Annotated in this window: 18 protein-coding genes; 7 read left to right on the top strand and 11 right to left on the bottom strand. The window is 72.4% G+C overall.

Going from position 1 to position 18782, the window contains the following annotated elements:
- The first annotated feature begins 6 nt into the window (after positions 1 to 6).
- On the top strand, positions 7 to 1155 hold the full coding sequence (locus tag BXA11_RS05115; protein ID WP_076433078.1) for a thiolase domain-containing protein: 1149 nt from the start codon (positions 7 to 9) through the stop codon (positions 1153 to 1155).
- 18 nt (positions 1156 to 1173) lie between these two features.
- Positions 1174 to 2769, top strand: a complete 1596-nt coding sequence (locus BXA11_RS05120; protein ID WP_076433080.1) for an acyl-CoA synthetase — start codon at positions 1174 to 1176, stop codon at positions 2767 to 2769.
- Here the strand turns inward: BXA11_RS05120 and BXA11_RS05125 are convergent.
- The 4 genes from BXA11_RS05125 to map form a co-directional block, all read right to left on the bottom strand.
- Complete coding sequence (locus BXA11_RS05125) at positions 2736 to 3773, bottom strand: glycoside hydrolase family 113 protein (protein ID WP_076433082.1); 1038 nt, start codon at positions 3771 to 3773, stop codon at positions 2736 to 2738. The genes BXA11_RS05120 and BXA11_RS05125 overlap by 34 nt on opposite strands.
- Positions 3770 to 4453: a VC0807 family protein gene (locus BXA11_RS05130; protein ID WP_076433084.1), complete on the bottom strand. Its 684-nt coding sequence runs from the start codon at positions 4451 to 4453 to the stop codon at positions 3770 to 3772. The genes BXA11_RS05125 and BXA11_RS05130 overlap by 4 nt, the downstream gene beginning before the upstream one ends.
- Before the next feature lie 106 nt (positions 4454 to 4559).
- Positions 4560 to 5198 carry a LysE family translocator gene (locus BXA11_RS05135; RefSeq protein WP_076433086.1) on the bottom strand — a complete coding sequence of 213 codons (639 nt, stop codon included), beginning with the start codon at positions 5196 to 5198 and terminating at the stop codon, positions 4560 to 4562.
- Between the two features lie 43 nt (positions 5199 to 5241).
- Positions 5242 to 6009, bottom strand: a complete 768-nt coding sequence (gene map / locus BXA11_RS05140) for a type I methionyl aminopeptidase (protein ID WP_076433088.1) — start codon at positions 6007 to 6009, stop codon at positions 5242 to 5244.
- Positions 6010 to 6064: 55 nt separating this feature from the next.
- Here map and BXA11_RS05145 point away from each other — a divergent pair, with 55 nt between their 5' ends.
- Together BXA11_RS05145 and BXA11_RS05150 are read left to right on the top strand one after the other, a co-directional pair.
- Positions 6065 to 6340 (top strand): helix-turn-helix domain-containing protein, encoded by a 276-nt coding sequence (locus BXA11_RS05145; protein WP_030509229.1) that lies wholly within the window; start codon positions 6065 to 6067, stop codon positions 6338 to 6340.
- A gap of 226 nt (positions 6341 to 6566) precedes the next feature.
- Positions 6567 to 7091: a hypothetical protein gene (locus tag BXA11_RS05150; protein ID WP_076433090.1), complete on the top strand. Its 525-nt coding sequence runs from the start codon at positions 6567 to 6569 to the stop codon at positions 7089 to 7091.
- Positions 7092 to 7097: 6 nt separating this feature from the next.
- On the opposite strand, the gene BXA11_RS05155 is transcribed toward BXA11_RS05150, so the two are convergent.
- Both BXA11_RS05155 and BXA11_RS05160 read right to left on the bottom strand, forming a co-directional pair.
- Positions 7098 to 8312 (bottom strand): serine hydrolase domain-containing protein, encoded by a 1215-nt coding sequence (locus BXA11_RS05155; protein ID WP_239104719.1) that lies wholly within the window; start codon positions 8310 to 8312, stop codon positions 7098 to 7100.
- Positions 8313 to 8424: 112 nt separating this feature from the next.
- On the bottom strand, positions 8425 to 9303 hold the full coding sequence (locus BXA11_RS05160) for a LysR family transcriptional regulator (RefSeq protein ID WP_076433094.1): 879 nt from the start codon (positions 9301 to 9303) through the stop codon (positions 8425 to 8427).
- Positions 9304 to 9379: 76 nt separating this feature from the next.
- Between BXA11_RS05160 and BXA11_RS05165 the strand changes: the two genes are divergently transcribed.
- Positions 9380 to 10330 (top strand): threonine ammonia-lyase, encoded by a 951-nt coding sequence (locus BXA11_RS05165; RefSeq protein WP_076433096.1) that lies wholly within the window; start codon positions 9380 to 9382, stop codon positions 10328 to 10330.
- A gap of 48 nt (positions 10331 to 10378) precedes the next feature.
- Here the strand turns inward: BXA11_RS05165 and BXA11_RS05170 are convergent, their stop codons facing one another.
- Both BXA11_RS05170 and BXA11_RS05175 read right to left on the bottom strand, forming a co-directional pair.
- Positions 10379 to 11131, bottom strand: a complete 753-nt coding sequence (locus BXA11_RS05170) for a hypothetical protein (protein WP_083743957.1) — start codon at positions 11129 to 11131, stop codon at positions 10379 to 10381.
- A 13-nt stretch (positions 11132 to 11144) separates the two neighbouring features.
- On the bottom strand, positions 11145 to 12971 hold the full coding sequence (locus BXA11_RS05175) for a substrate-binding and VWA domain-containing protein (RefSeq protein ID WP_143734082.1): 1827 nt from the start codon (positions 12969 to 12971) through the stop codon (positions 11145 to 11147).
- A 168-nt stretch (positions 12972 to 13139) separates the two neighbouring features.
- Here BXA11_RS05175 and BXA11_RS05180 point away from each other — a divergent pair, with 168 nt between their 5' ends.
- Complete coding sequence (locus tag BXA11_RS05180) at positions 13140 to 14093, top strand: hypothetical protein (protein ID WP_083743958.1); 954 nt, start codon at positions 13140 to 13142, stop codon at positions 14091 to 14093.
- Between the two features lie 58 nt (positions 14094 to 14151).
- Here BXA11_RS05180 and BXA11_RS05185 read toward each other — a convergent pair whose 3' ends face one another.
- The 3 genes from BXA11_RS05185 to BXA11_RS05195 are packed head-to-tail and all read right to left on the bottom strand — an operon-like array spanning position 14152 to position 17929.
- Positions 14152 to 14763: a TetR/AcrR family transcriptional regulator gene (locus BXA11_RS05185; protein ID WP_030509221.1), complete on the bottom strand. Its 612-nt coding sequence runs from the start codon at positions 14761 to 14763 to the stop codon at positions 14152 to 14154.
- Positions 14760 to 17108, bottom strand: coding sequence for a YhgE/Pip domain-containing protein (locus tag BXA11_RS05190; protein ID WP_076433102.1), 2349 nt, complete (start codon positions 17106 to 17108; stop codon positions 14760 to 14762). Before BXA11_RS05190 ends, BXA11_RS05185 begins: the two co-directional genes overlap by 4 nt.
- Entirely contained in the window at positions 17105 to 17929 is an 825-nt protein-coding gene (locus BXA11_RS05195) for an ABC transporter ATP-binding protein (protein ID WP_159454734.1), read from the bottom strand. Before BXA11_RS05195 ends, BXA11_RS05190 begins: the two co-directional genes overlap by 4 nt.
- A 472-nt stretch (positions 17930 to 18401) precedes the next feature.
- On the opposite strand from BXA11_RS05195, the gene BXA11_RS05200 reads away from it, so the two are divergent.
- The coding region (locus BXA11_RS05200) for an RICIN domain-containing protein (protein WP_244303571.1) at positions 18402 to 18782 on the top strand (381 nt) is incomplete at its 3' end.

Consider the following 18782-nt stretch of genomic DNA (forward strand, 5'->3'; position numbering starts at 1 on the left):
GTCGCCGTGGGAAACCGCTGTGCCGTCATCGGCGTGGGCCAGACCCGCTACCAGACCAGGCGGCGGGACGTGTCGCTGGCCGGGCTGGTCCGCGAGGCCGCCCTGCGGGCGCTGGAGGACGCCGGCCTGACGTTCGCCGACATCGACGCGGTCGTCATCGGCAAGGCCCCCGACCTGTTCGAGGGCGTGATGATGCCGGAGGCGTACCTCGCCGACGCGCTCGGCGCGGCCGGCAAGCCGGTGATGCGCGTGCACACGGCGGGCTCGGTCGGCGGCTCGACCGCGCTGGTCGGCGCGTCGCTGGTGCAGGGCGGCGTGCACGGGCGGGTGCTGGTGGTCGCCTTCGAGAAGCAGTCGGAGTCGAACGCCACCTGGGCCCTGACCACGCACCTGCCCTTCAACGCCTCCCTGGTCGTGGGCGCGGGCGGCTACTTCGCACCGCACATCAGGGAGTACATGCGCAGGTCGGGCGCGCCCGATCACGTCGGCACGCTGGTCGCCGTCAAGGACCGGCGGAACGCGCTGAAGAACCCGTACGCCCACCTGCGCATCCCCGGGATCAACCGGGAGATGGTCGAGTCGACCCCGATGCTGTGGGAGCCGATCCGCTACCTGGAGACCTGCCCGTCGTCCGACGGCGCCTGCGCGATCGTGCTGGCGGCCGAGGACAAGGTGACCGGCACGCCCGCCTGGATCCACGGCACGGCGATGCGCTCGGAGCCCATCATGGTGGCGGGCCGCGACGTCGTCAGCCCGCGGGCCGGCCGCGACTGCGCCGCCGACGTCTACCGCCAGGCCGGCGTCACCGATCCGCGCCGGGAGATCGACGTCGCCGAGGTGTACGTCCCGTTCTCCTGGTATGAGCCGATGTGGCTGGAGAACCTCGGTTTCGCGGCCGAGGGGGAGGGCTGGAAGCTGACCGAGGCCGGAAGCACGGCCCTCGACGGCGACACCCCGTGGAACGCCTCCGGCGGCGTGCTGTCGTCCAACCCGATCGGCGCCTCCGGCCTCATCCGCTTCGCCGAGGCGGCGCTCCAGGTGCGGGGCATGGCGGGGGAGCACCAGGTCGAGGGGGCGCGCCTCGCGCTCGGCCACGCGTACGGCGGAGGCGCCCAGTTCTTCGCGATGTGGATCGTCGGCAGCAGTAAACCCTGAGCGCGGGAGGTCCGCCGGATGGAGTTCAACCACGCCGATCTTTTCGAGGGGCTCGCCGACGCCATCGGGGACCGCGTGGCGGTGGTCTGCGGCGGCGACCGCCCGACCTACGCCGAGCTCGACGCCCGCGCCAACCGGCTCGCCCACCACTTGGCGGCGCACGGCGTGGGCCCCGGCACGCACGTCGGCATGCAGCTCTACAACGGGGTGGAGTACGTCGCGGGCCTGCTGGCGACGCTGAAGCTGCGGGCCGTGCCGGTCAACGTCAACTACCGGTACGTCGAGTCGGAGCTGCTCTACCTCTACCGGGACTCCGGCGTCGAGGCCCTGCTGTTCGACGTGGAGTTCGACGACCGGGTCGCGGGCGTGGCCGCGCAGGTCCCCGGGCTGCGCCACCTCGTGGCCGTCGGCGGCCCCACCGCCGTGCGGGACGCGGTGCCGTACGAGGAGGCGCTGGCGGGGCAGCCCGACGGCAGGGGGTTCCCGCCCCGGTCAGGCGACGACGTGTACGTCATCTACACCGGCGGCACCACCGGCATGCCCAAGGGCGTGATGTGGCGGTCGGAGGACCTGTTCTTCGCCTTCGGCGGCGGCAACCCGTACGGCGAGCCGCTGAAGACGCCCGAGGCCGTGATCGAGCAGGCGCGCGGCGCGGCGTCGCCGGCCGTCATGATGACGGCGGCCCCGCTGATGCACGGCGCGGCCCAGATGGGCACCTTCATCGCCTGGTGGATGGGCGGCACCATGGTGTACGTCCGCAGGTTCGACGCCGCCGCCGTGCTGCGCGCGATCGAGCGGGAGAAGGTCGTCAGCCTGAACATCACCGGCGACGCGATGGCCCGCCCGCTCGCCGAGGAGCTCGCCGCCGGGTCCTACGACCTGTCGTCGCTGTTCGTGCTCAGCTCGACCGGGGCGATCCTCAGCGGGGCCGTGCGCGCCCGGCTGGAGGAGCGGCTGCCGGGCCGGTTGATCCTGGACAACTTCGGCTCGACCGAGTCCGGATACACGGCGTCGGGCGTCGAGGGCTCGTCGCCCGAGTCGGGCCTGCGCTACCGGCCCAACGCCGGCGCCGCCGTGGCGGTGCTGGACGAGACGCTGACCCCGGTCGCGCCGGGGTCGGGGCGGATCGGCACGGTGGCGAGGGCCGGCAGGATCGCCTCCGGCTACCACAACGACCCGGACAAGACCGCACGCACCTTCGTGACCGACGCCCGCGGCGTGCGGTGGCTGCTCACCGGCGACCTCGCGACGGTGGAGGAGGACGGCACGATCCGCATCCTCGGCCGCGGATCCCAGTGCATCAACACCGGCGGGGAGAAGGTCTTCCCCGAGGAGGTCGAGGCGGTGCTCAAGGGGCATCCGGCCGTCTTCGACGCCGTCGTCACCGGGATCCCCGACGACCGCTGGGGGTCGCGGGTCGCGGCCGTCGTCCAGCTGTACGACGGGACGACGCCGACGGCGGACCAGCTCGACGCCCACTGCCGCACCCGGCTGTCGGGCTACAAGGTGCCGCGGACCTACGCGTTCGTGGAGGAGATCGTCCGTTCCCCTGCGGGCAAGGCCGACTATCGGTGGGCCGGTCAGGTGGCGGCCGCGGCGCGTCCGCCGGAGTAGGCGGCGGCGAGGGCGTGGAAGACCTCCTTAGGTTCCCTGCCGCCCCTGCCGCCCGCCTTCGGCTCACTGCCGCCGTCCTTCAGCAGCCGGACCACCCCGTAGGAGGCCATGTCGAGGTCGCGGCGCGGGTCCGGGTCGTACGCCGTGTTGTAGGCGGCGAAGGTGAACCAGAAGGCGCTGTCCACGCCCTCCTCCTCGAACACGGTGAGCAATTCGCGCAGGTAACGGACCTGCTCGCCCTCGTCGCGGCGGTAGTCGCCGTCCAGCCGGGGCGGATTCGCGGTGTAGTCCACGATGGCCCACGCCATGCCGCCGCGTGCGCCTGCCCCTGTGTAGGCGCACGTGCCGAACTCCGTGACCGCCACCGGCTTGCCGTGCCGGAAGCGGGAGCGCAGCTCCTCGCGGTAGGTCGCGGCGTTGCGCTCGTCGCGGTACGCGTCCACCGCGACGATGTCGAACGGGCTCCAGTCGACGTCCTCCCACTCGCCCGAGGCGTACGTCACCCGCCCGCCGAAGACCGTGCGGACGGCCTCGGCGGTCTCCGCCAGGAAGGGGTTCAGCCGCGCGGGGATCTCGGCGAACCGGGCGTACACCTCGGCGTCCCCCGCGCCGAGCGCCGCCAGGCGGTGGAAGAAGGTCTCGCCGGGCAGGAAACCGGTGCAGAAGATGCTCAGCTCGCACCCCGTCACGAGCACCACCTCCGCACCCTCGCGCCGCACCTCCTCGGCCCGCTCGGCGCATTCCAGGAAGAACGGCGCGAGTTCCCGCGTCGTCATCTCGCAGGGGAAGGGCGCGAACCACACCTCCAGCCCCGCGTCGGCGGCGTGCCGCGCGGCGACGCTGAGCCGTTCGGGATGCCCGCCGGTGATGCGGACGGCCGTGCAGTTCAGTTCTGCGGAGATGACCCGCATCTCCGCACGGACCGTCTCCGGGTCGAACGTCTCCCTGCTGATCCGCCCGCCCGGGAGGAAACCGGTGTCGTAGTTGATGCCCCTGCCCCTCATCGCGCGTTCCTCGTCTCGTTGTTGATCATCCACATGATCGGGCCGGAGCCGAACGCACCCGACACCACGAGCCCCACCGCGAGGGCGGCGATCAGCAGCACGTTGGACAGCCAGACCATGGTGGACACCGGCAGCGTGAACGCGCCGATCAGCCGGACCACGCAGTCGGCGAGCATCGCCGCGCCCCAGATGCCGGTGAAGCGGCGCTCGGCGCGGCGGAACCGGGCGCCGCTCGCGAGCCGCTCCCAGGCGGCCTCCCGCACCGCGTTCCCCCGGGTGATGAACGCACGCATGCCCGGGGTCATCACCGGGCGCGCGGTGAACGCCGTGAGCATCATGAACAGGCTGATCACGCCGCTCAGGGCCGAGTCCTTGGCGATCATCATGCGGGCGTCGCCGGTGACGAAGCTCAGTGCGATGCCCGCCACGTTGACCGCCAGCGTCAGCCCGGCCAGCCCGTTCAGCGTGCGGTCCCTGACGATTCCGGCGATCACCCGGACGGCCGGGATCACGCCGCTCACGGCCAGCGCGGTGACCTCGCTCGTGCCGAAGGCGCCGTGCAGGAGGTAGTAGCACGCCATCGGCGCGGCGACGTCGATCGCCAGCGGCATGAGCAAGGTGCGGAGGGCGCCCCGCTGGGGCTGTGCGGCTGTCACCGGGGCGGTCAGGGTCTCGGTCATCGGGTCCTCCAGGGCGTCTCCGTGTGCGTCAAGCGTCTCGGAAACCGGAGGATCCGGGCAGATGCAGCGCTCCTGATTGCGGCAGTACAAATGTCCTGGGTAGCCGTCAGAGCTTCTTGGCGCCCTCGGTCGCGAGGGCGGCCACGGCGCCGAGACCGAGGTAGACGACGCCGCTGCCCCAGTCGAGCCGCCGCCGGGCGCGTGCCGAGGAGCGCAGCCGCCCGGCCAGGACCGAGGCCAGCAGGGCGTACGTGCCGTCGCTGGCCATGCCGAGCACGACCCACACGGCCCCGAGCACGAGCACCTGCGGCGCCACGGGACCGCGCGCCGGATCGACGAACTGCGGCAGGAACGCGAGGTAGAACATGGCCGTCTTCGGGTTCAGCACGTTGACCACGAACCCCTCGCCGAACAGCCGCCGGGGCGAGGCCACCTTGACCTCGGCCTCCTCCACCTCCGTCCGCCGCATGAGCTTGCGGATGCCCAGGTAGAGGAGGTAGGCCGCGCCCAGATACTTCACCACGGCGAACGCCGTGGCCGAGGCGGCGAGCAGCGCGGTGATCCCGAACGCCGCGGCGGCGATGTGGACGAGTGAACCGGTGTGGACGCCGAGAACGGAGACCAGCCCCGCCGCACGGCCCTGGGCCACGCTGCGGGTGACGATGTAGAGCACGGCGGGTCCGGGAACCAGGAGCAGCGCCAGCGTGGCGGCCGCGAACAGGGCGAGTGTGGTCAGAGTCGGCATGGCTCGGATGGTAGGGACGCCGTGCCGTCCCCGGCATCTGAATTTAGAGCAGGGTCAGCACGCGCGGGCCGTCCTCGGTGACCGCGATGGTGTGCTCCATGTGGGCCGCCCGGCTGCCGTCCACGCTGTGCAGCGTCCATCCGTCCGCCGCCGTGTGGTAGCCGTCCCGGCCTCCGGCGATGAACATCGGCTCGATGGCCAGGGCGAGGCCGTGCCGCAGGGGATAGCCCCGGCGGGGCCGCCCGTGGTTGGGCACCGACGGGTCCTCGTGCATGCGACGGCCGATGCCGTGGCCGCCGAAGTCCCTGGGCATGCCGTATCCGGCCTTCTGGGCGACCGCGCCGATCGCCGCGGAGATGTCCCCGATGCGGTTGCCGACGGTCGCGGCGGCGATGCCGGCCTCCAGAGCCCGGCGCGTCGTGTCCACGAGCTCCAGGTCGCCGGGCCGCGGCGTGCCCACGATGAACGTGACGGCGGCGTCGGCCGCCCAGCCGTCCAGCACCGCGCCGCAGTCGACGCCGACGACGTCCCCGTCGCGCAGCCGGTAATCGGTCGGGATGCCGTGCACGATCGCGTCGTTGACGGACACGCAGATCACGGCGGGAAACGGGGTCGGCGCGAAGGGCGGCCGATAGCCGAGGAACGGGGAGCTCGCCCCGGCCTCGCGCAGCACCGCCCGCGCCGTCTCGTCCAGGTCGGTGAGCCGCACCCCGATGGCCGCGGCTTTCCGCGCGGCGTCGAGCGCGCGGGCCACCACGCGCCCCGCCTCCCGCATCGCGTCCAGCGCGGCGTCGGTCTTGATTTCCACCATGACATGCCCTCCCGGGGGTGGCACCAATAACTATACCGGTATTAGTATCACGGTCATGGTGAGAGTGCCTTTGACCCCCGAAGAGCGGCAGCGGGGGGAGCGGTTCGGCGTCCTGCTCCGGCAGGCGCGCGGCGAGCGCAGCATGGTCGAGGTCGCGGCGGCGGCCGGGCTGTCGGCCGAGACGCTGCGCAAGATCGAGACCGGCCGCGCGCCGACCCCGGCCTTCTTCACCGTCGCCGCGCTGGCCGCCGCGCTGGGCCTGTCGCTGGACGAACTGGCCGCCGCCTGCGCAGAGGGTGCGCAGGCCGGCGAATTCCGCCAAGCCGGCTGACGCCTGCCGCTGAATCTTTCACCGGTCGTCGCCGAGCGGCGACCCGTGCCGGGTGGCGTCCGCCCCAGGTGAACGGCCGGCCGCCGGTCGTACGCCCCGGGCCCCGGGCCGCCGCCGTGGGGGCGGTTCCTGTACAGGCCGCGACGCAGACCGGACGCTGGGATCATCGCCGGCGATCGACGGCAGCCGGCCCGAGGCGGTTGGTCAGCTCACCATGGAGGTGCCGATGCGATTCCCCCACGGCCGGTTACGTCGCTCGGCCGTCCTCGCGGCCGTCGTGGCCACCGCGTCCGCGGTGACCGGGCTCGTCCCGGGCACGGCCGACGCCGCGCCGCGCGGATCGGCCGCCGTCGCCCGTCTGCTGCCGAGCGCGGTTCCCACTCCCACGCCGACCCCGACGGTGAGCGCCACGCCGTACGTCATGGTCACGCCCGCCCAGGTGGTCGTGCCCGAAGGCGGCTCGGCGCTCATCTACGTGCGGCTCAGCGACCGGCCGTCGTACGGCTGGGTGACCGTCGACAGCCAGCGGCTGTCCGGCGACTCGGACCTGCTGATCGGCCCCCGGCTGCTCTTCCCCGCGGACCGGTACAGCGAGTGGCAGTCCCTCCTCGTCTTCGCCGAGGAGGACGACGACGCGACCGACGGCACCGCCACGTTCGAGTCCAAAATCAGTCAGCTGCCGGGCAGCGGTGTCGCCGAGTGGAGCGCCACGGAGCTGGACAACGACGCGCCCACGCCGAGTCCCAGCTGAGCCCCGTCAGAAGTAGCGCGAGCCGAGGTCCCCGGCGGGCCAGGAGCGCACCTTCCCGATCTGCGCGTTGAACAGGTCGGCGAGCAGGTCGAAGTCGGGGGACCCGCTCTCCTCCCGCCGGTTGAACAGGGCGGCGTAGGTCACGCCGTTCTGCAGGCGCGCGATGTAGGTGTAGGTGCCGGGCTGTGAGCCGTCGTGCCAGGTGTTGACGTGCCCCGTCACCTGGCGCACCCACAGGCCGGCGCCATACCAGGAGCCGTACTGGTTCGCGCCGGTCTCGGGCTTGGCGAGCATCCTGCCGATGGAGGTCGAGTTGAGCACCGCGTTCGGCGCGTCGAGCACCTTCGCCAGGCGCACCAAATCGACCGCGGAGGCGATCCAGCCGCCGTTGGGGCCCTGACAGGCCATGCTGAACCCGCCCCCGTACGGCGCGGGCAGGACCTGGCCGGACTGGTCCAGGATCGACTTGCCCGTGTACCGCGACTCGTAGACGACTTCGCCGGAGGCGGCCTGCGACCGGAGCGTACGGCCCAGCCGCGGCCGGGTGATGCCGAGGGGCGCCAGGACCTTCTGCCTGACGTAGGCCTCGTAGCCCATGCCGGAGACCTTCTCGATGATCCGGCCCAGCAGCAGGTAGCCGTAGTTGCTGTAGGCGAACTTGGCGCCGGGGGCGAAGTCGAGCGGCCGGGCGCTCGCGTACTTGACGATGTGGTCCTGGGTGATCGGCAGCGGCACCCCGAGCGCCTTGGCGATGGCGGCGTCCATGTGCAGGTAGTCGCCGGAGACGTCCCGGTCCCAGCCCCCGGTGTGCTGCAGCAGCCGCCACACGGTCACCTCCGCCAGCCGGGAGTCGGCCGAGGTGGACAGGCCGAGAAGCCGCGCGGCCGACGCGGTCAGGCTGAGCTTGCCCTCCTGGGCGAGCCGCATGATCGCGATGGCGGTGATGTGCTTGCTCAGGCTCGCGATGCGGAACAGCGACGTGGGCGACACGGCGGGAACGGCGTGGCTGCCGTCGGAGTATCGGTAGCCTCTCGCGAACACCAGCCTGCCGCCCTTGGAAACGGCGAGCTGCCCGCAGGTGATCCCTCGCTCTTTGATGAAGGTCTTCATCAGCGTGTCGAACCCGCCGAGCGAGGCGGGCGCCACCCCTGTCGCCTCCACGACGGGCGGGGGGAGCAGCCTCGAACCGAACGCGAGGGCGGGCACCGCGATGGCGCCCATCTGAAGGAGGTTCCTCCTGCTCAGACCTCCCTGATCCCCCGAGATGGACGCGAACGGCGACATTTTCTGCATGTCCAATTTCTAGTGGATCAACGCCGACGACGCCGACATATCACGCATCTTCCTGGGGGAGGAGGGCCGCGACCAGGGCGGCGACGGCGGGCGGGTCGGGCGGCTCGCCGTACGTCGCGGCGTAGACCCGGCGGTCCGACCCCGGCAGCTCGGACACCCGCACGCCGGGGTGCCGGTGGGCCGACAGGGCGAGCCGGGGGAGGAGCGCCGTGCCCAGCCCGGCCGCGACCATGGCCTGCACGGCCACGTAGTCGTCGGTGGTGAAGGAGACGCGCGGCGCGAAGCCCGCCTCTGCGCACAGCGCGAGCAGATGCGCGCGGCACCGCTCGCACCCCGCGATCCATGGCCCGTCCGCGTACGCCGCCAGGTCTCCCGCGTCGCCGTACGCCGCTGGGGTGACGAGCAGGCCCGGGTCGTCGAGCAGGTGGACCAGGCGGACGCCGTCGTCCTCGGGAGCGGCCTCGCCATAGCGGAAGACCACGGCGACATCCACCCGGCCCGCCCGCAGCAGGCGCAGCGCCTCGGGCGGCTCGGCCTCCATCAGCCGCAGGTCAAGCCCCGGATGGTCCTGCGCGAGCCGGGCGGCGGCGGCCGGGACGAACGTGCCGAGTGCGGAGGGGAACGCCGCCAGCCGCACGCGCCCGGCGCGCAGCCCGACGTGCGCGGCGAGCTCGGCGGACGCCGCGTCGAGGCGGCCGAGGATCTCCGCGCCCCGCTCGGCGAGCAGGCGGCCCGCCTCGGTGAGGCGGACGCCGCGTCCCACGCGCTGCACCAGCTTCGCGCCCGTCTCCGCCTCCAGCCGGGCGAGGTGGTGGCTCACCGAGGGCTGCGAGTAGTGCAGCTCGCGCGCCGCGGCGGTCACCGTGCCGGTCCTGGCCACGGCCACGAGGACCCGCAGTCGTACGACGTCGAGCGGCATTCATCGATCCCGTCTATGGGTTCGCCTGAGAACTTCAGTTGGACCTATTGTCCCCTGGGCGGCCAGGCTGGGGGCCATGACCGACATCCGCGACATCCTGGACGCCCGGCGGCTCATCGCCCCGCACCTGCCCGAGACTCCCCTGTGGTCCTATCCCGTGCTCGACGCGGCGGTGGGCGCCGAGGTCCACGTCAAGCACGAGAACGTCCAGCCCACGGGGGCGTTCAAGGTGCGCGGCGGCATCGCGCTGCTGGCGCGCATGGCCGACCGCGGTCGCGGGGTGGTGACCTACTCGACCGGCAACCACGCCCAGTCCGTCGCGTACGCCTCCCGCCTGTACGGCGTGCCGTGCGCCGTCCTGATGCCGGAGAACCCGAATCCCGCCAAGGTCGCGGCGGTCGAGGCGCTGGGGGCGACCGTCGAGATCCGGGGCGCGACGATGGTGGAGGCCGCCGGGCACGCACGCGACCTCGCCGAGCGCACGGGACGCAGGCTGATCAGCCCCGCCGACGAGCCGGACATCCTCGCCGGGGTGGGCACGCTCTACGTCGAGTTGTTCACCGCCCGGCCGGATCTGGAGGCGGTGTTCGTGCCTGTGGGCAGCGGCAGCGGGGCCGCCGCCGCGTGCCTCGCCGCCGCCGCGCTCGCACCGGGCTGCCGGGTGATCGCCGTCCAGTCGGCCCAGGCTCCGGCCGCGCACGACTCCTGGCGGTTGCGCGAACCGGTGACCCGGCCCGTCAAGACCGTCGTGGAGGGGCTCGCCACCGGTTCCGCCTTCGCGCTTCCGCAGGCCGTGATGCGGGACGGTCTGGCCGACTTCGTGCTGGTGGACGACGACGACATCCTGCGGGCCCAGCGCCTGCTGCTCACCGAGGCCCACACCCTGGCCGAGGGGGCGGGGGCGGCGGCGCTCGCCGGGCTGCTGGCCAGGCGCGAGGAGTTCGCCGGGCGCACGGTGGCCGTGGTGTGCACGGGCGGCAACGCCGGCCCGGCCGAACTCGCCCGCCTCCTCGCCTCGGCCGTTTGAACGAGCGCGAGCAGACGACCGGCCGCCTCCCCGGGCCGAGCGGGGAACTCAGGGGCCGACGTCGTCGCGGGTGGCCTTCTCGACCTCGTGCAGGCTCTGCCGGGTAAGTTCGAGCTCCGAGGTCAGCTCGTCGAGCGCCCGGGCGCCGCCGCCCGCGTCGTCGGAGGCCGCCGTCATGGCGGAGATCTCGACGGCCCGCGCGACCAGGCCCTCCAGGCTGATGGCGCCCGACTGCAGCCGGGCCAGCACCCGCTCGCGCGTGCCCGACAACCTGTCGTACACCTCGCGCTGCGCGTCGAGGGCGGCGATCGACCGGTCGAGCTCGCCCACGACCTCCTGCCGGGCGGTCTGCCGCGCCTGCGTGAGCCGTACGCGCTCCTGCTCCAGGAACCGCGGGTCGAAGCGGGCCAGCGCCGAGCCGGTGACGGAGGCGTGCCCGGCCAGCCGGCGCAGCGTGCCGACGGTGTCGTCCACCTGCGGGCGCATCGCCGCGATCCGGTCGAGCAGGAGCTGCCCGCGCATCGAGGCGGTCAGGTCGGCGAACGACGCGGCGGCCCGCTCCGCCCGCCGCAGCCACGCCTCCTCCGCGCTCCCCTTCGTGACCGGCGGGGCCTGCGGCTCCGTACGGCTCTCGCCCCCGGTGGACTGCCACGCGGAGGCGAACGCCTTGATGAGCCAGACCGCGATCCCGGCGACGGGCACCCCCACGGGAGGGACGCCGACCGCCCAGGCCGCGCCCGCGGCGGTGGCGCCCATGAGCAGCGCCCAGGGGTCGCGGAGTTCCTCGGTGAAGCGGGACAAGGGGGGCTCCCGATCAGAAGTTGGAGATGACGGCGGTGAACACCTCGTCGATGCTTCCCGGCTTGCGCGAATCGTAGGCCGCCGCGTCCGTGGCCTGCGAGATGCGCCGCAGGACGTCGAGGTCGGCGTCGCCGCCGTACGCGATGGTGAACATCCGCACGGTCTCCTGCCCTGCCTCCTTGCGCAGGTCGGGCAGCAGGTTGTCGAGCGAGATGGAGTTGTTGTCCTCGTTCTTGCCGTCCGTCAGGAACACGACCGCGTTGATCGCGTCGCCGCTCTGCCGCTCCATCACGTACCGGTAGGACGCGAGGGCCGTGTCGTACAACCCTGTGCCGCCGCTGGGGATCAGGCCGTTGATGCGGCTCTTGAGCCGCGACTGGTTGTTCCTGCTCAGGGGGACGAGCTCGCGGTAGTCCTTGTCGCCGTCCTGTTTGAGGCTGAACAGCCACAGGCCGACCCGGTCGTTGGGCCCGAACTGCGGCAGCGCGTTGATCGCGGCCTGCTTGGCCAGGTCGAGCTTGGTCTTGCCGGTGCCGGCCACGTCGGCGCCCATCGACCCCGACACGTCCATCACCATCAGCACGTTGGCGGGCTTGCGCAGCTCGGCCCAGCTCTTGAGGATCCGGTCCAGCACCTGCGGCACCGGGGTGGCCAGCGTGGTCGCCGGCTGCTTGGGGTCGAGACCGTTGGCGGTCGTGATGAGATCGCCCGGCTTGCTGTCGAACGACCGGAAGGCGTACTTCTCGAACTCCCGCTGCTGCTCGGGCGCCCGCAGGTACTTCAGGAAGTCCGCCGCCGCGGCCTTCTTCGCGGCGTCCGCCCAGGACAGCACGGCGTACGGGTGGTCGGAGAAGAGCGTGCCCTCCTTGGGATAGATCGCCACCAGCGGGACCTTCGGCTTGGCGTGGTCGCCGAGCGTCTTGGGGTCGCCCGTCGGGTTGCCCTGGTTGTAGTCCCACACCGACTTCTCCTCCACCGTCACGGCGGAGATGTACGACATGGCCGTCCCCGAGTCGTCGGCGTGCTGGAGGTTGGACAGGAAGGTGAGCGTCGTGTCGCCGTAGTGGACGATGGACCGCTCGACCCCCCTCACGAAGTCACGGGTCCTCGCCGCGGTGACGTCGCGCTCCGTGAGGTCGCCCGACAGCCCGGTGGCCGCGAAGTACGCCCCGACGGTGGCGTTGAGGCCGGAAGTCGAGAAGTTGGGGTTCGTCTTGCCGAGACGGAACTTGCCCCACTCCGGGTGGTCGTACTTCGCCCAGCCCCCGGGGTCGTTGGCGAGGTCCAGGATCTCCGACCAGCCGATCTTCTTGGACGGCCAGCCGAGCGCCTGGGCCATCGGCTTGGGCATCGCGATGACCAGCGGAGACGTGGCGATGGTCGGGTTGTCGACGGCCACCGGCGACGCCTGGTCGCCGCCCTCGACGCGCTGCCGCAGGAGGGTGACCCAGCCGGTGCTCGCCGGCGTCCAGACGTCCGGCTTCGGGCCGTCCTGCCGCTCGTCCCACCCTCGCGCCAGGGCCTGCATCGCCCCGCCCGAGGCCTTGGAGTTCACGACCACGTCCACGCACTGACCGTCCACCTTGTGGCCGTTGTAGTCGTTGGCCATCGTGCGCAGCAGTTCGGCCTTCTCGCTCGACGCGGCGATGGTCAGCGTGATCCCGTCGTCGCCGCAGGCGCGCCTGCTCGCGTTGCCGCCGTTCTCGTCGCCGGTGTTCCCGCCGTCCGAGGCTCCGCCGAACAGCAGCTTCAGCCCGACGATGAGCGCTCCCGCGAAGATGACCGCGATGACGAACGGAGCCACGCTGCGGCGGCGCTTCTGCTGCGGTGGGGGGTACACGGTCTCCTCCATTGTCACGGGATACCAGCATCTATCCCGACGAACGGCGGATCACGTTAGTTGCCGATCATCTCGTCCTGCTAACACCCCAGCTCCGTTTCCCATGCTCATCAACAGAACGCGGTGATTCTCAGTAATGACTCGAACACGTTGAGTAAAGTCTCCCGCGTGCCGAACCTCATCCATCAGCAGACGGTCGATTTCTTCCACGAGAGGCCCATGGCCGCCGTGGAGCTGTTACGCGAGGTCGCCGGTATCGAGCCGCCCCAGTTCACCAAGGCCACCGCGGAGGCGGTGGACGCCACACAACTGACCCCCGTGGAGTATCGCGCCGATGCGGTCGTGGTGCTCCGCGACGGTTCGGGAACGGCCCGGCTGGCGGTGATCGTCGAGGTGCAGTTGCGTCACGACGCGGACAAGCGCTTCAGTTGGCCCGTGTACGTGGCCGCGCTCCGGGCCCGGCTGAAATGCGATACCGCTCTGCTGGTGATCTGCCTGAACCGGGCGGTGGGCCGCTGGTGCGAGCAGCCCATCTCCATGGGGCCGAGCGGAACGGTCACTCCGGTGGCGATTCACTCGGACCGCCTGCCTTTGATCACCGACCCGGGTGAGGCGCGCAGGCACCCCGAGCTGGCCGTGTTGTCGGCGGCCATGAACGGCGAGCACCCCGACATCGACAAGGGGCTGGAGGTCATGCTGGAGGGGCTGAACGAGCTCGACCGGAAAGACCTCCAGCTATATTTGAGCTACGTGTTCGGCCTGGTACCCACAGTAGTGGGTGAGCGCCTGAAGGAGCTTCTGATGACAGCGTCAGCCGACTACGAGAAGGTCATCGGCGCCCGCTACTTTTCGGAGTGGGTGAACAAGGGCCTGGAACAGGGTCTGGAGCAAGGCCGGGAACAGGGTCTGGAGCAAGGCCGGGAACAGGGTCTGGAGCAAGGGCGGGAACAGGGGCGCGCGGAGGGCGAGATCGAGGCGATCCTTACCGTGCTCGACGCCCGCGGGCTGGACATCCCCTCCGAGGCGCGCGAACGGATCAGCCGATGCTCCGACCTGCATCTGCTCGAGAAGTGGATCCGCCGGGCGGTGACGGTGACGTCGGTGGACGAACTCTTCCTCTGACGTCCGCACTCGTTCGGGGCTCGTTCGGGGCTCGTTCGGGGCTCGTTCGGGGGCTCGGTCAGGGCGAGATGCGGCGGTGGACGAGTTCGGCGAGCGTCGCGTGGACGTCCTCGACCGGCTGGCCGGGGCGCAGCGCGCGACGCTCGATGGCGACGGTGAGCACCATGCCGAAGACGGCGGTGGCGGCGGTGCCGGTGTCGAACCCGGGGCGCAGCTCGCCGGCTTCCACGGCGTCCGCGAGAACGCGCTCATACACCGCGAGCACGCTCGTACGCAGCCGCAGGACCGCGTCCTGCCAGGCCGCCCGCCACATCTCGGCCAGCAGCACCCGGGCGAACGGCCCGTACTCGTCGAAGAAGCGGAGCTGGGCGAGCATGAGCGCGTCGAGCACGGCGACCGGCGAGGCGGCCGGGCCGCGCGCTGCCTCGGCGAGGGCGTCGGCGAGCCGTTCGATGCCGTGGTCGAGCAGGCCGGCGAACAACGCCTCCTTGCTGCCGAAGTTGTAGAAGACGGTGCCCTTGGCCACTCCCGCGCGTTCGGCGATGGCGTCGACGGTCGTGGCGGCGAAGCCCTGCTCGGCGATGAGGTCGGCCGCGGCCCGGTAGAGCCGCAGCCGGGTCTCGGCCCGCCTGCCGCCCTGCTCCTTCTGGCCGTCCGCGGGGCGGCTCACAGCGCCAGCTCCGGCTTGAGGCGGCGCATCGACCACGTACGACCGCGGTGGACGGCGAGCACGGTGAGGGCGAGACCGAGGGCGACGAACGCGGACAGCACGCCGCAAGCCTGCCACACCACGGTGGTGTCGCCACCGCTGACGAGGCGGCGCATCGCCGACACCACCCAGCTCATCGGCAGCCACGGTGAGATGGCCTGGAAGAACCCGGGGGACGTCTCGATCGGATAGGTGCCCGCCGACGAGGTGAGCTGCAGCATGAGCAGCGCCAGCACCGCCACCCGTCCGGGCGGCCCGAGCAGCGCGTTGACCGCCTGCACGACGGCGAGGAAGGCCGCCGTGACCAGCACCAGGAAGGCCGCCGTCCCCGGCCAGTCGGCCGCCTCCAGCCCCAGTCCGAAGCGCAGCACGGCGAGCAGCACCGCCACCTGGAGCGTCCCCATCGCGACCCCCGGCAGCCAGCCCGCGAGGGCCGTGCGCCACGCCGGCGCCGACCCGGCGAGCAGGCGCGGGTTGAGCGGCCGCAGCAGCATGTACGTCACCATCGCGCCGACCCACAACGCGAGCGGCACGAAGAACGGCGCGAACCCGGTCCCGTAGTTGGGCACCTCGTTGTCCACCTCGGTGGCGAGCCGGACGGGGTCGCTCATCATGTCCGTACGGCTGTCGCGCTCCCGGGCGCCGTAGTCGGGGATCTGCGCGGCACCGTCGCCGAGCTTGCCGGCCAGCTCGCCCGAGCCGTCGGTCAGCTTGACCAGCCCGGAGCCGAGCCTGCCGGCCCCCCGCTGCAGCGTGCCGATGCCGTCGTCGAGCTTGCCCGCACCGGAGGCGAGCGAGGCGAGCCCGGTGTTGAGGCCGGTCGCTCCGTCGTCGAGCCTGGCCAGGCCGGTGGAAAGGCTCCGCGCGCCGTCGCCGAGCGTGCCGAGGCCGCGCGACAGTGAGGAGGCCCCGTCCAGCGCCTTGCCCGCGCCGTCGCGGAGGCCGGACGCTCCGCCGGACAGTCGCCTGAGCCCCTTGTCCAGCTGGTTGAACGTGTCGCGGGCCTCGTCCAGCGCGCTGCCGAGGCCGGGCGCGGCGGCGGCCAGCTCGCGCGCGTCGTCCGCCACCGTCCGCGCCGTACGGGCGAGGCCGTCAAGCCTGCCCTCCTGGGTGCCGAGGCGGTCCTGCAGCCGTCCGGCGGCCGACGCGAGGTCGCCTGCCGACCCGGCGGCCCGCTCGACCAGCGCGCGCAGCTCGGGGTCGGCGTCGGGATGGGTGCTCAGCCAGCGCTGGACGGCCCGCAGGTCCTGCCTGGCCGTGCCCGCCGAGCCCTGCACCTCCCGGGGCAGGCCGTCGAGCGCGTCGGCGAAGCCGTCGGCGCCCTCCGCGAGGGTGAGCGCGGCCTGCCGGATGCGGTCGCCGTTCTTCTCCAGCACGGGAGCGTACGTGTCGGCCGCCCGGTTGACGGTGGGAGACAGGGCGTGCACCTGGCGGTAGACCTCGCGGTTGCCCTCGGCCAGTTGCGCCGCCCCCTTGCCGAGCGCGGACAGGCCCTCGCGGAGGTCGGCCGCGCCCCTGGCCGCCTTCGACAGGCCGGCGGACAGGGAGGCCGAGCCGGTCCTGGCCTGGTGGAGCCCGGTCGTCAGCCGCTTCGACCCGCTGTACAGGGCGTCCGCTCCGGACGACAGCTTCCCGGTCGCGTCCTGCGCGGACCCGAGCCCCTTGGCGAGCGAGGCGGCGCCGTCGCTCGCGGCGGCGGCCCCGTCGTGCAACCGGCCGGCGCCGCCGGCCGCCTGAGCGGTCTTGTCGTGCAGTTCGCCGAAGGACAGGAAGACCTGGTCCAGGTAGTCCTTGACCGCGCTGCGCCCGGCCGCCTCCTTGACCTCGCGGAACACGGCGTCCGAGATCGTCCCCATGATGTAGCTGCGCCCGGTGTCCACCCGTACGCCGAGCTGGGCCGGGCGCGGCGTGCCGTCGCCGGACGGCGAGGCGAGGTCGGCGCTGAAGTCGCCCGGGATCGTGAGCGACAGGTAGTAACGGCCCTCGCGGACGCCCCTGTCGGCCTCCGCCGCGTCGACCCGGTACCAGGCGAAGACCTTGCGCTGCTCCAGTTCGGCGGCGAGTTCACGGCCCGCGTCCACCGTGCTCGGCGGGCCGCCCGCCGCGCCGGCGGCGGTGGCGGGACGGTCCTCCACGACGAGGGCCACCGGCACGCGGTCCAGGTTCGCCTGGGGATCCCAGAACGACCACAGGTAGAGCCCGGCGTACAGCAGCGGCAGCATGACCACGGCGACCAGCGCGGCCCTGGTGAGCCGCGAGCGCAGGAACCTGCGCAGTTCGAGCCGGCCGGGGGAGGGGACCCTCATCGACGTGCTCCTGTCTCCGCCTCGTCGCGGCGCGCCGACCCGGTCTCGTCCCCGGCGCCGGGTGGCTGCGGAGGCGCCGGGGGAGGGGGAGTGGGCGCGGGAGCGGGCAGCGGCAGCAGCGCCGTGGCCGCGCCGGTCGCCTCCTCGGCGTCGGTGCACGCCGCGACGACGGTGAGCCCCTGGTCGGCCAGGCCGCGCAGGACGTCCCACAGCTCACGCCGCCTGTCCGCGGGGATGCCGGTGCCGGCGTCGTCGACGAGGAGCAGGCCCGGCTGGTCGAGCAGGGCGAGCGCGACGCCCAGCCGCACCGCCTGGTCCCGGCTGAGCTCCCTGGCCAGGGTCCGGTCGCCCTGCGCCAGCGCGTCCGGATCGAGCCCGGCGTGGGCGAGCGCCGACCGCGCGGCGTCCGGGTGCCGCCTGCGCCACAGGAACCCGTGCGGGCGCAGCCGCTCCTGCAGGTGCTCCCGCACGGTCAGTGCGTCGTCGAACGCGTTCACCTCTGTGAAGAGCCCGAGGGCGGCGATCCGCCTGATCCCGCGGGGCCTCGCCAGGCCGCCGACGGTGAGCGTCCCCTCGGCGGGCTTCATCCGTCCCGCGAGGGTGAGCAGCAGGCTCGTACGGCCGCTGCCGGCCTCGCCCGTGACGACGGTCAGCGTCCCGGGGGCCGCGTGCAGGGAGACGTGCCGGTAGACCCAGCCGTGACCACCTCGCACGCCCAGCTCCCGCGCCTCCACCTCGACACCGCGGAACACACCGCCGCGCGCACCCCCGGACACGCTGGCTGAGGGGGTGGCGACGTCCTCGGTCCGCCCGGCATCCACGTCCGTCCTCCATTCTTTGAACTGACCAGTCGGTGCAAAAGAGTACGCCGAGGAGATCTCGCCCATGCCTCGTCACGGTGTGATTTCCCCGACACGAGGCGAGGGCCGGTGAGCGGTGACCGGGTCTCGCAGTTGCGGCGGAAGGGGATCGTCGGCGAAGCGGTGCGGCTCTTCCGGCGTGCCTGTGTTTCATGAAAATTTCACCGGCGAGCGCCGGGCGCGCCCTGTCGGGCCCCCGTCTCACCTGCCGGAATCGGCGGGTGTCGGACCGCCTCGTCAACCGGCCGACACGTGGCATTGACCCGGATTCCCGAGGTCCGTAATTTTGGCCACGTTCCGGTTCATGGATGTTGTTCACATCCATGAATACCTCAGCGGGACCAGGAGTGGCGCCGCCACCACCTCGGTCAGGGGTCCTGCACGACCTGCGAGGAGCTCGGCTTTGAGAAGGAGTACCAGAACCGGAGTCGGGGTGATCGGCACCGTGATCGGCACCGTGGCCGGGGTCGCCGCCCTGGTCGGCGGGGTCTTCGTCGGCGTCTCCAGCGCGGCGCCCAGTGCCGGACCCAGTGCGGGCGCCTACCGGATCGTGAACGGCGCCAGCGGCCTGTGCCTCACCGTCCCGGGCGGCAGCACCTCCGACGGCGTGCAGCTCACCGTTTCCAGCTGCAACGGCGCGAGCAACCAGACCTGGAACCTGTCGGCCCAGGGCAGCGGCTTCCGCCTGGCCGCCGCCAACAGCGGCAAATGCGCCGGCGTCAAGGACGCCTCCACCTCCGCCGGCAAGGCCGTCCAGCAGGAGTCGTGCACCGGCTCCTCCTCCCAGACCTGGGAGCCGACCGCCTCCGGCTCC

The sequence above is a fragment of the Microbispora rosea genome (assembly GCF_900156315.1).
GTDB classification, from domain to species: domain Bacteria; phylum Actinomycetota; class Actinomycetes; order Streptosporangiales; family Streptosporangiaceae; genus Microbispora; species Microbispora rosea.

Bases quoted from the DNA above. Each gene is read 5' to 3' on its own strand.
- BXA11_RS05190 (WP_076433102.1), bottom strand. From the start codon at position 17,108: ATGAGGGTCCCCTCCCCCGGCCGGCTCGAACTGCGCAGGTTCCTGCGC.
- BXA11_RS05130 (WP_076433084.1), bottom strand. From the start codon at position 4,453: ATGACCGAGACCCTGACCGCCCCGGTGACAGCCGCACAGCCCCAGCGG.
- BXA11_RS05150 (WP_076433090.1), top strand. From the start codon at position 6,567: ATGCGATTCCCCCACGGCCGGTTACGTCGCTCGGCCGTCCTCGCGGCC.
- BXA11_RS05145 (WP_030509229.1), top strand. From the start codon at position 6,065: ATGGTGAGAGTGCCTTTGACCCCCGAAGAGCGGCAGCGGGGGGAGCGG.
- BXA11_RS05120 (WP_076433080.1), top strand. From the start codon at position 1,174: ATGGAGTTCAACCACGCCGATCTTTTCGAGGGGCTCGCCGACGCCATC.
- BXA11_RS05135 (WP_076433086.1), bottom strand. From the start codon at position 5,198: ATGCCGACTCTGACCACACTCGCCCTGTTCGCGGCCGCCACGCTGGCG.
- BXA11_RS05125 (WP_076433082.1), bottom strand. From the start codon at position 3,773: ATGAGGGGCAGGGGCATCAACTACGACACCGGTTTCCTCCCGGGCGGG.
- BXA11_RS05165 (WP_076433096.1), top strand. From the start codon at position 9,380: ATGACCGACATCCGCGACATCCTGGACGCCCGGCGGCTCATCGCCCCG.
- BXA11_RS05155 (WP_239104719.1), bottom strand. From the start codon at position 8,312: ATGGGCGCCATCGCGGTGCCCGCCCTCGCGTTCGGTTCGAGGCTGCTC.
- BXA11_RS05160 (WP_076433094.1), bottom strand. From the start codon at position 9,303: ATGCCGCTCGACGTCGTACGACTGCGGGTCCTCGTGGCCGTGGCCAGG.
- map (WP_076433088.1), bottom strand. From the start codon at position 6,009: ATGGTGGAAATCAAGACCGACGCCGCGCTGGACGCGATGCGGGAGGCG.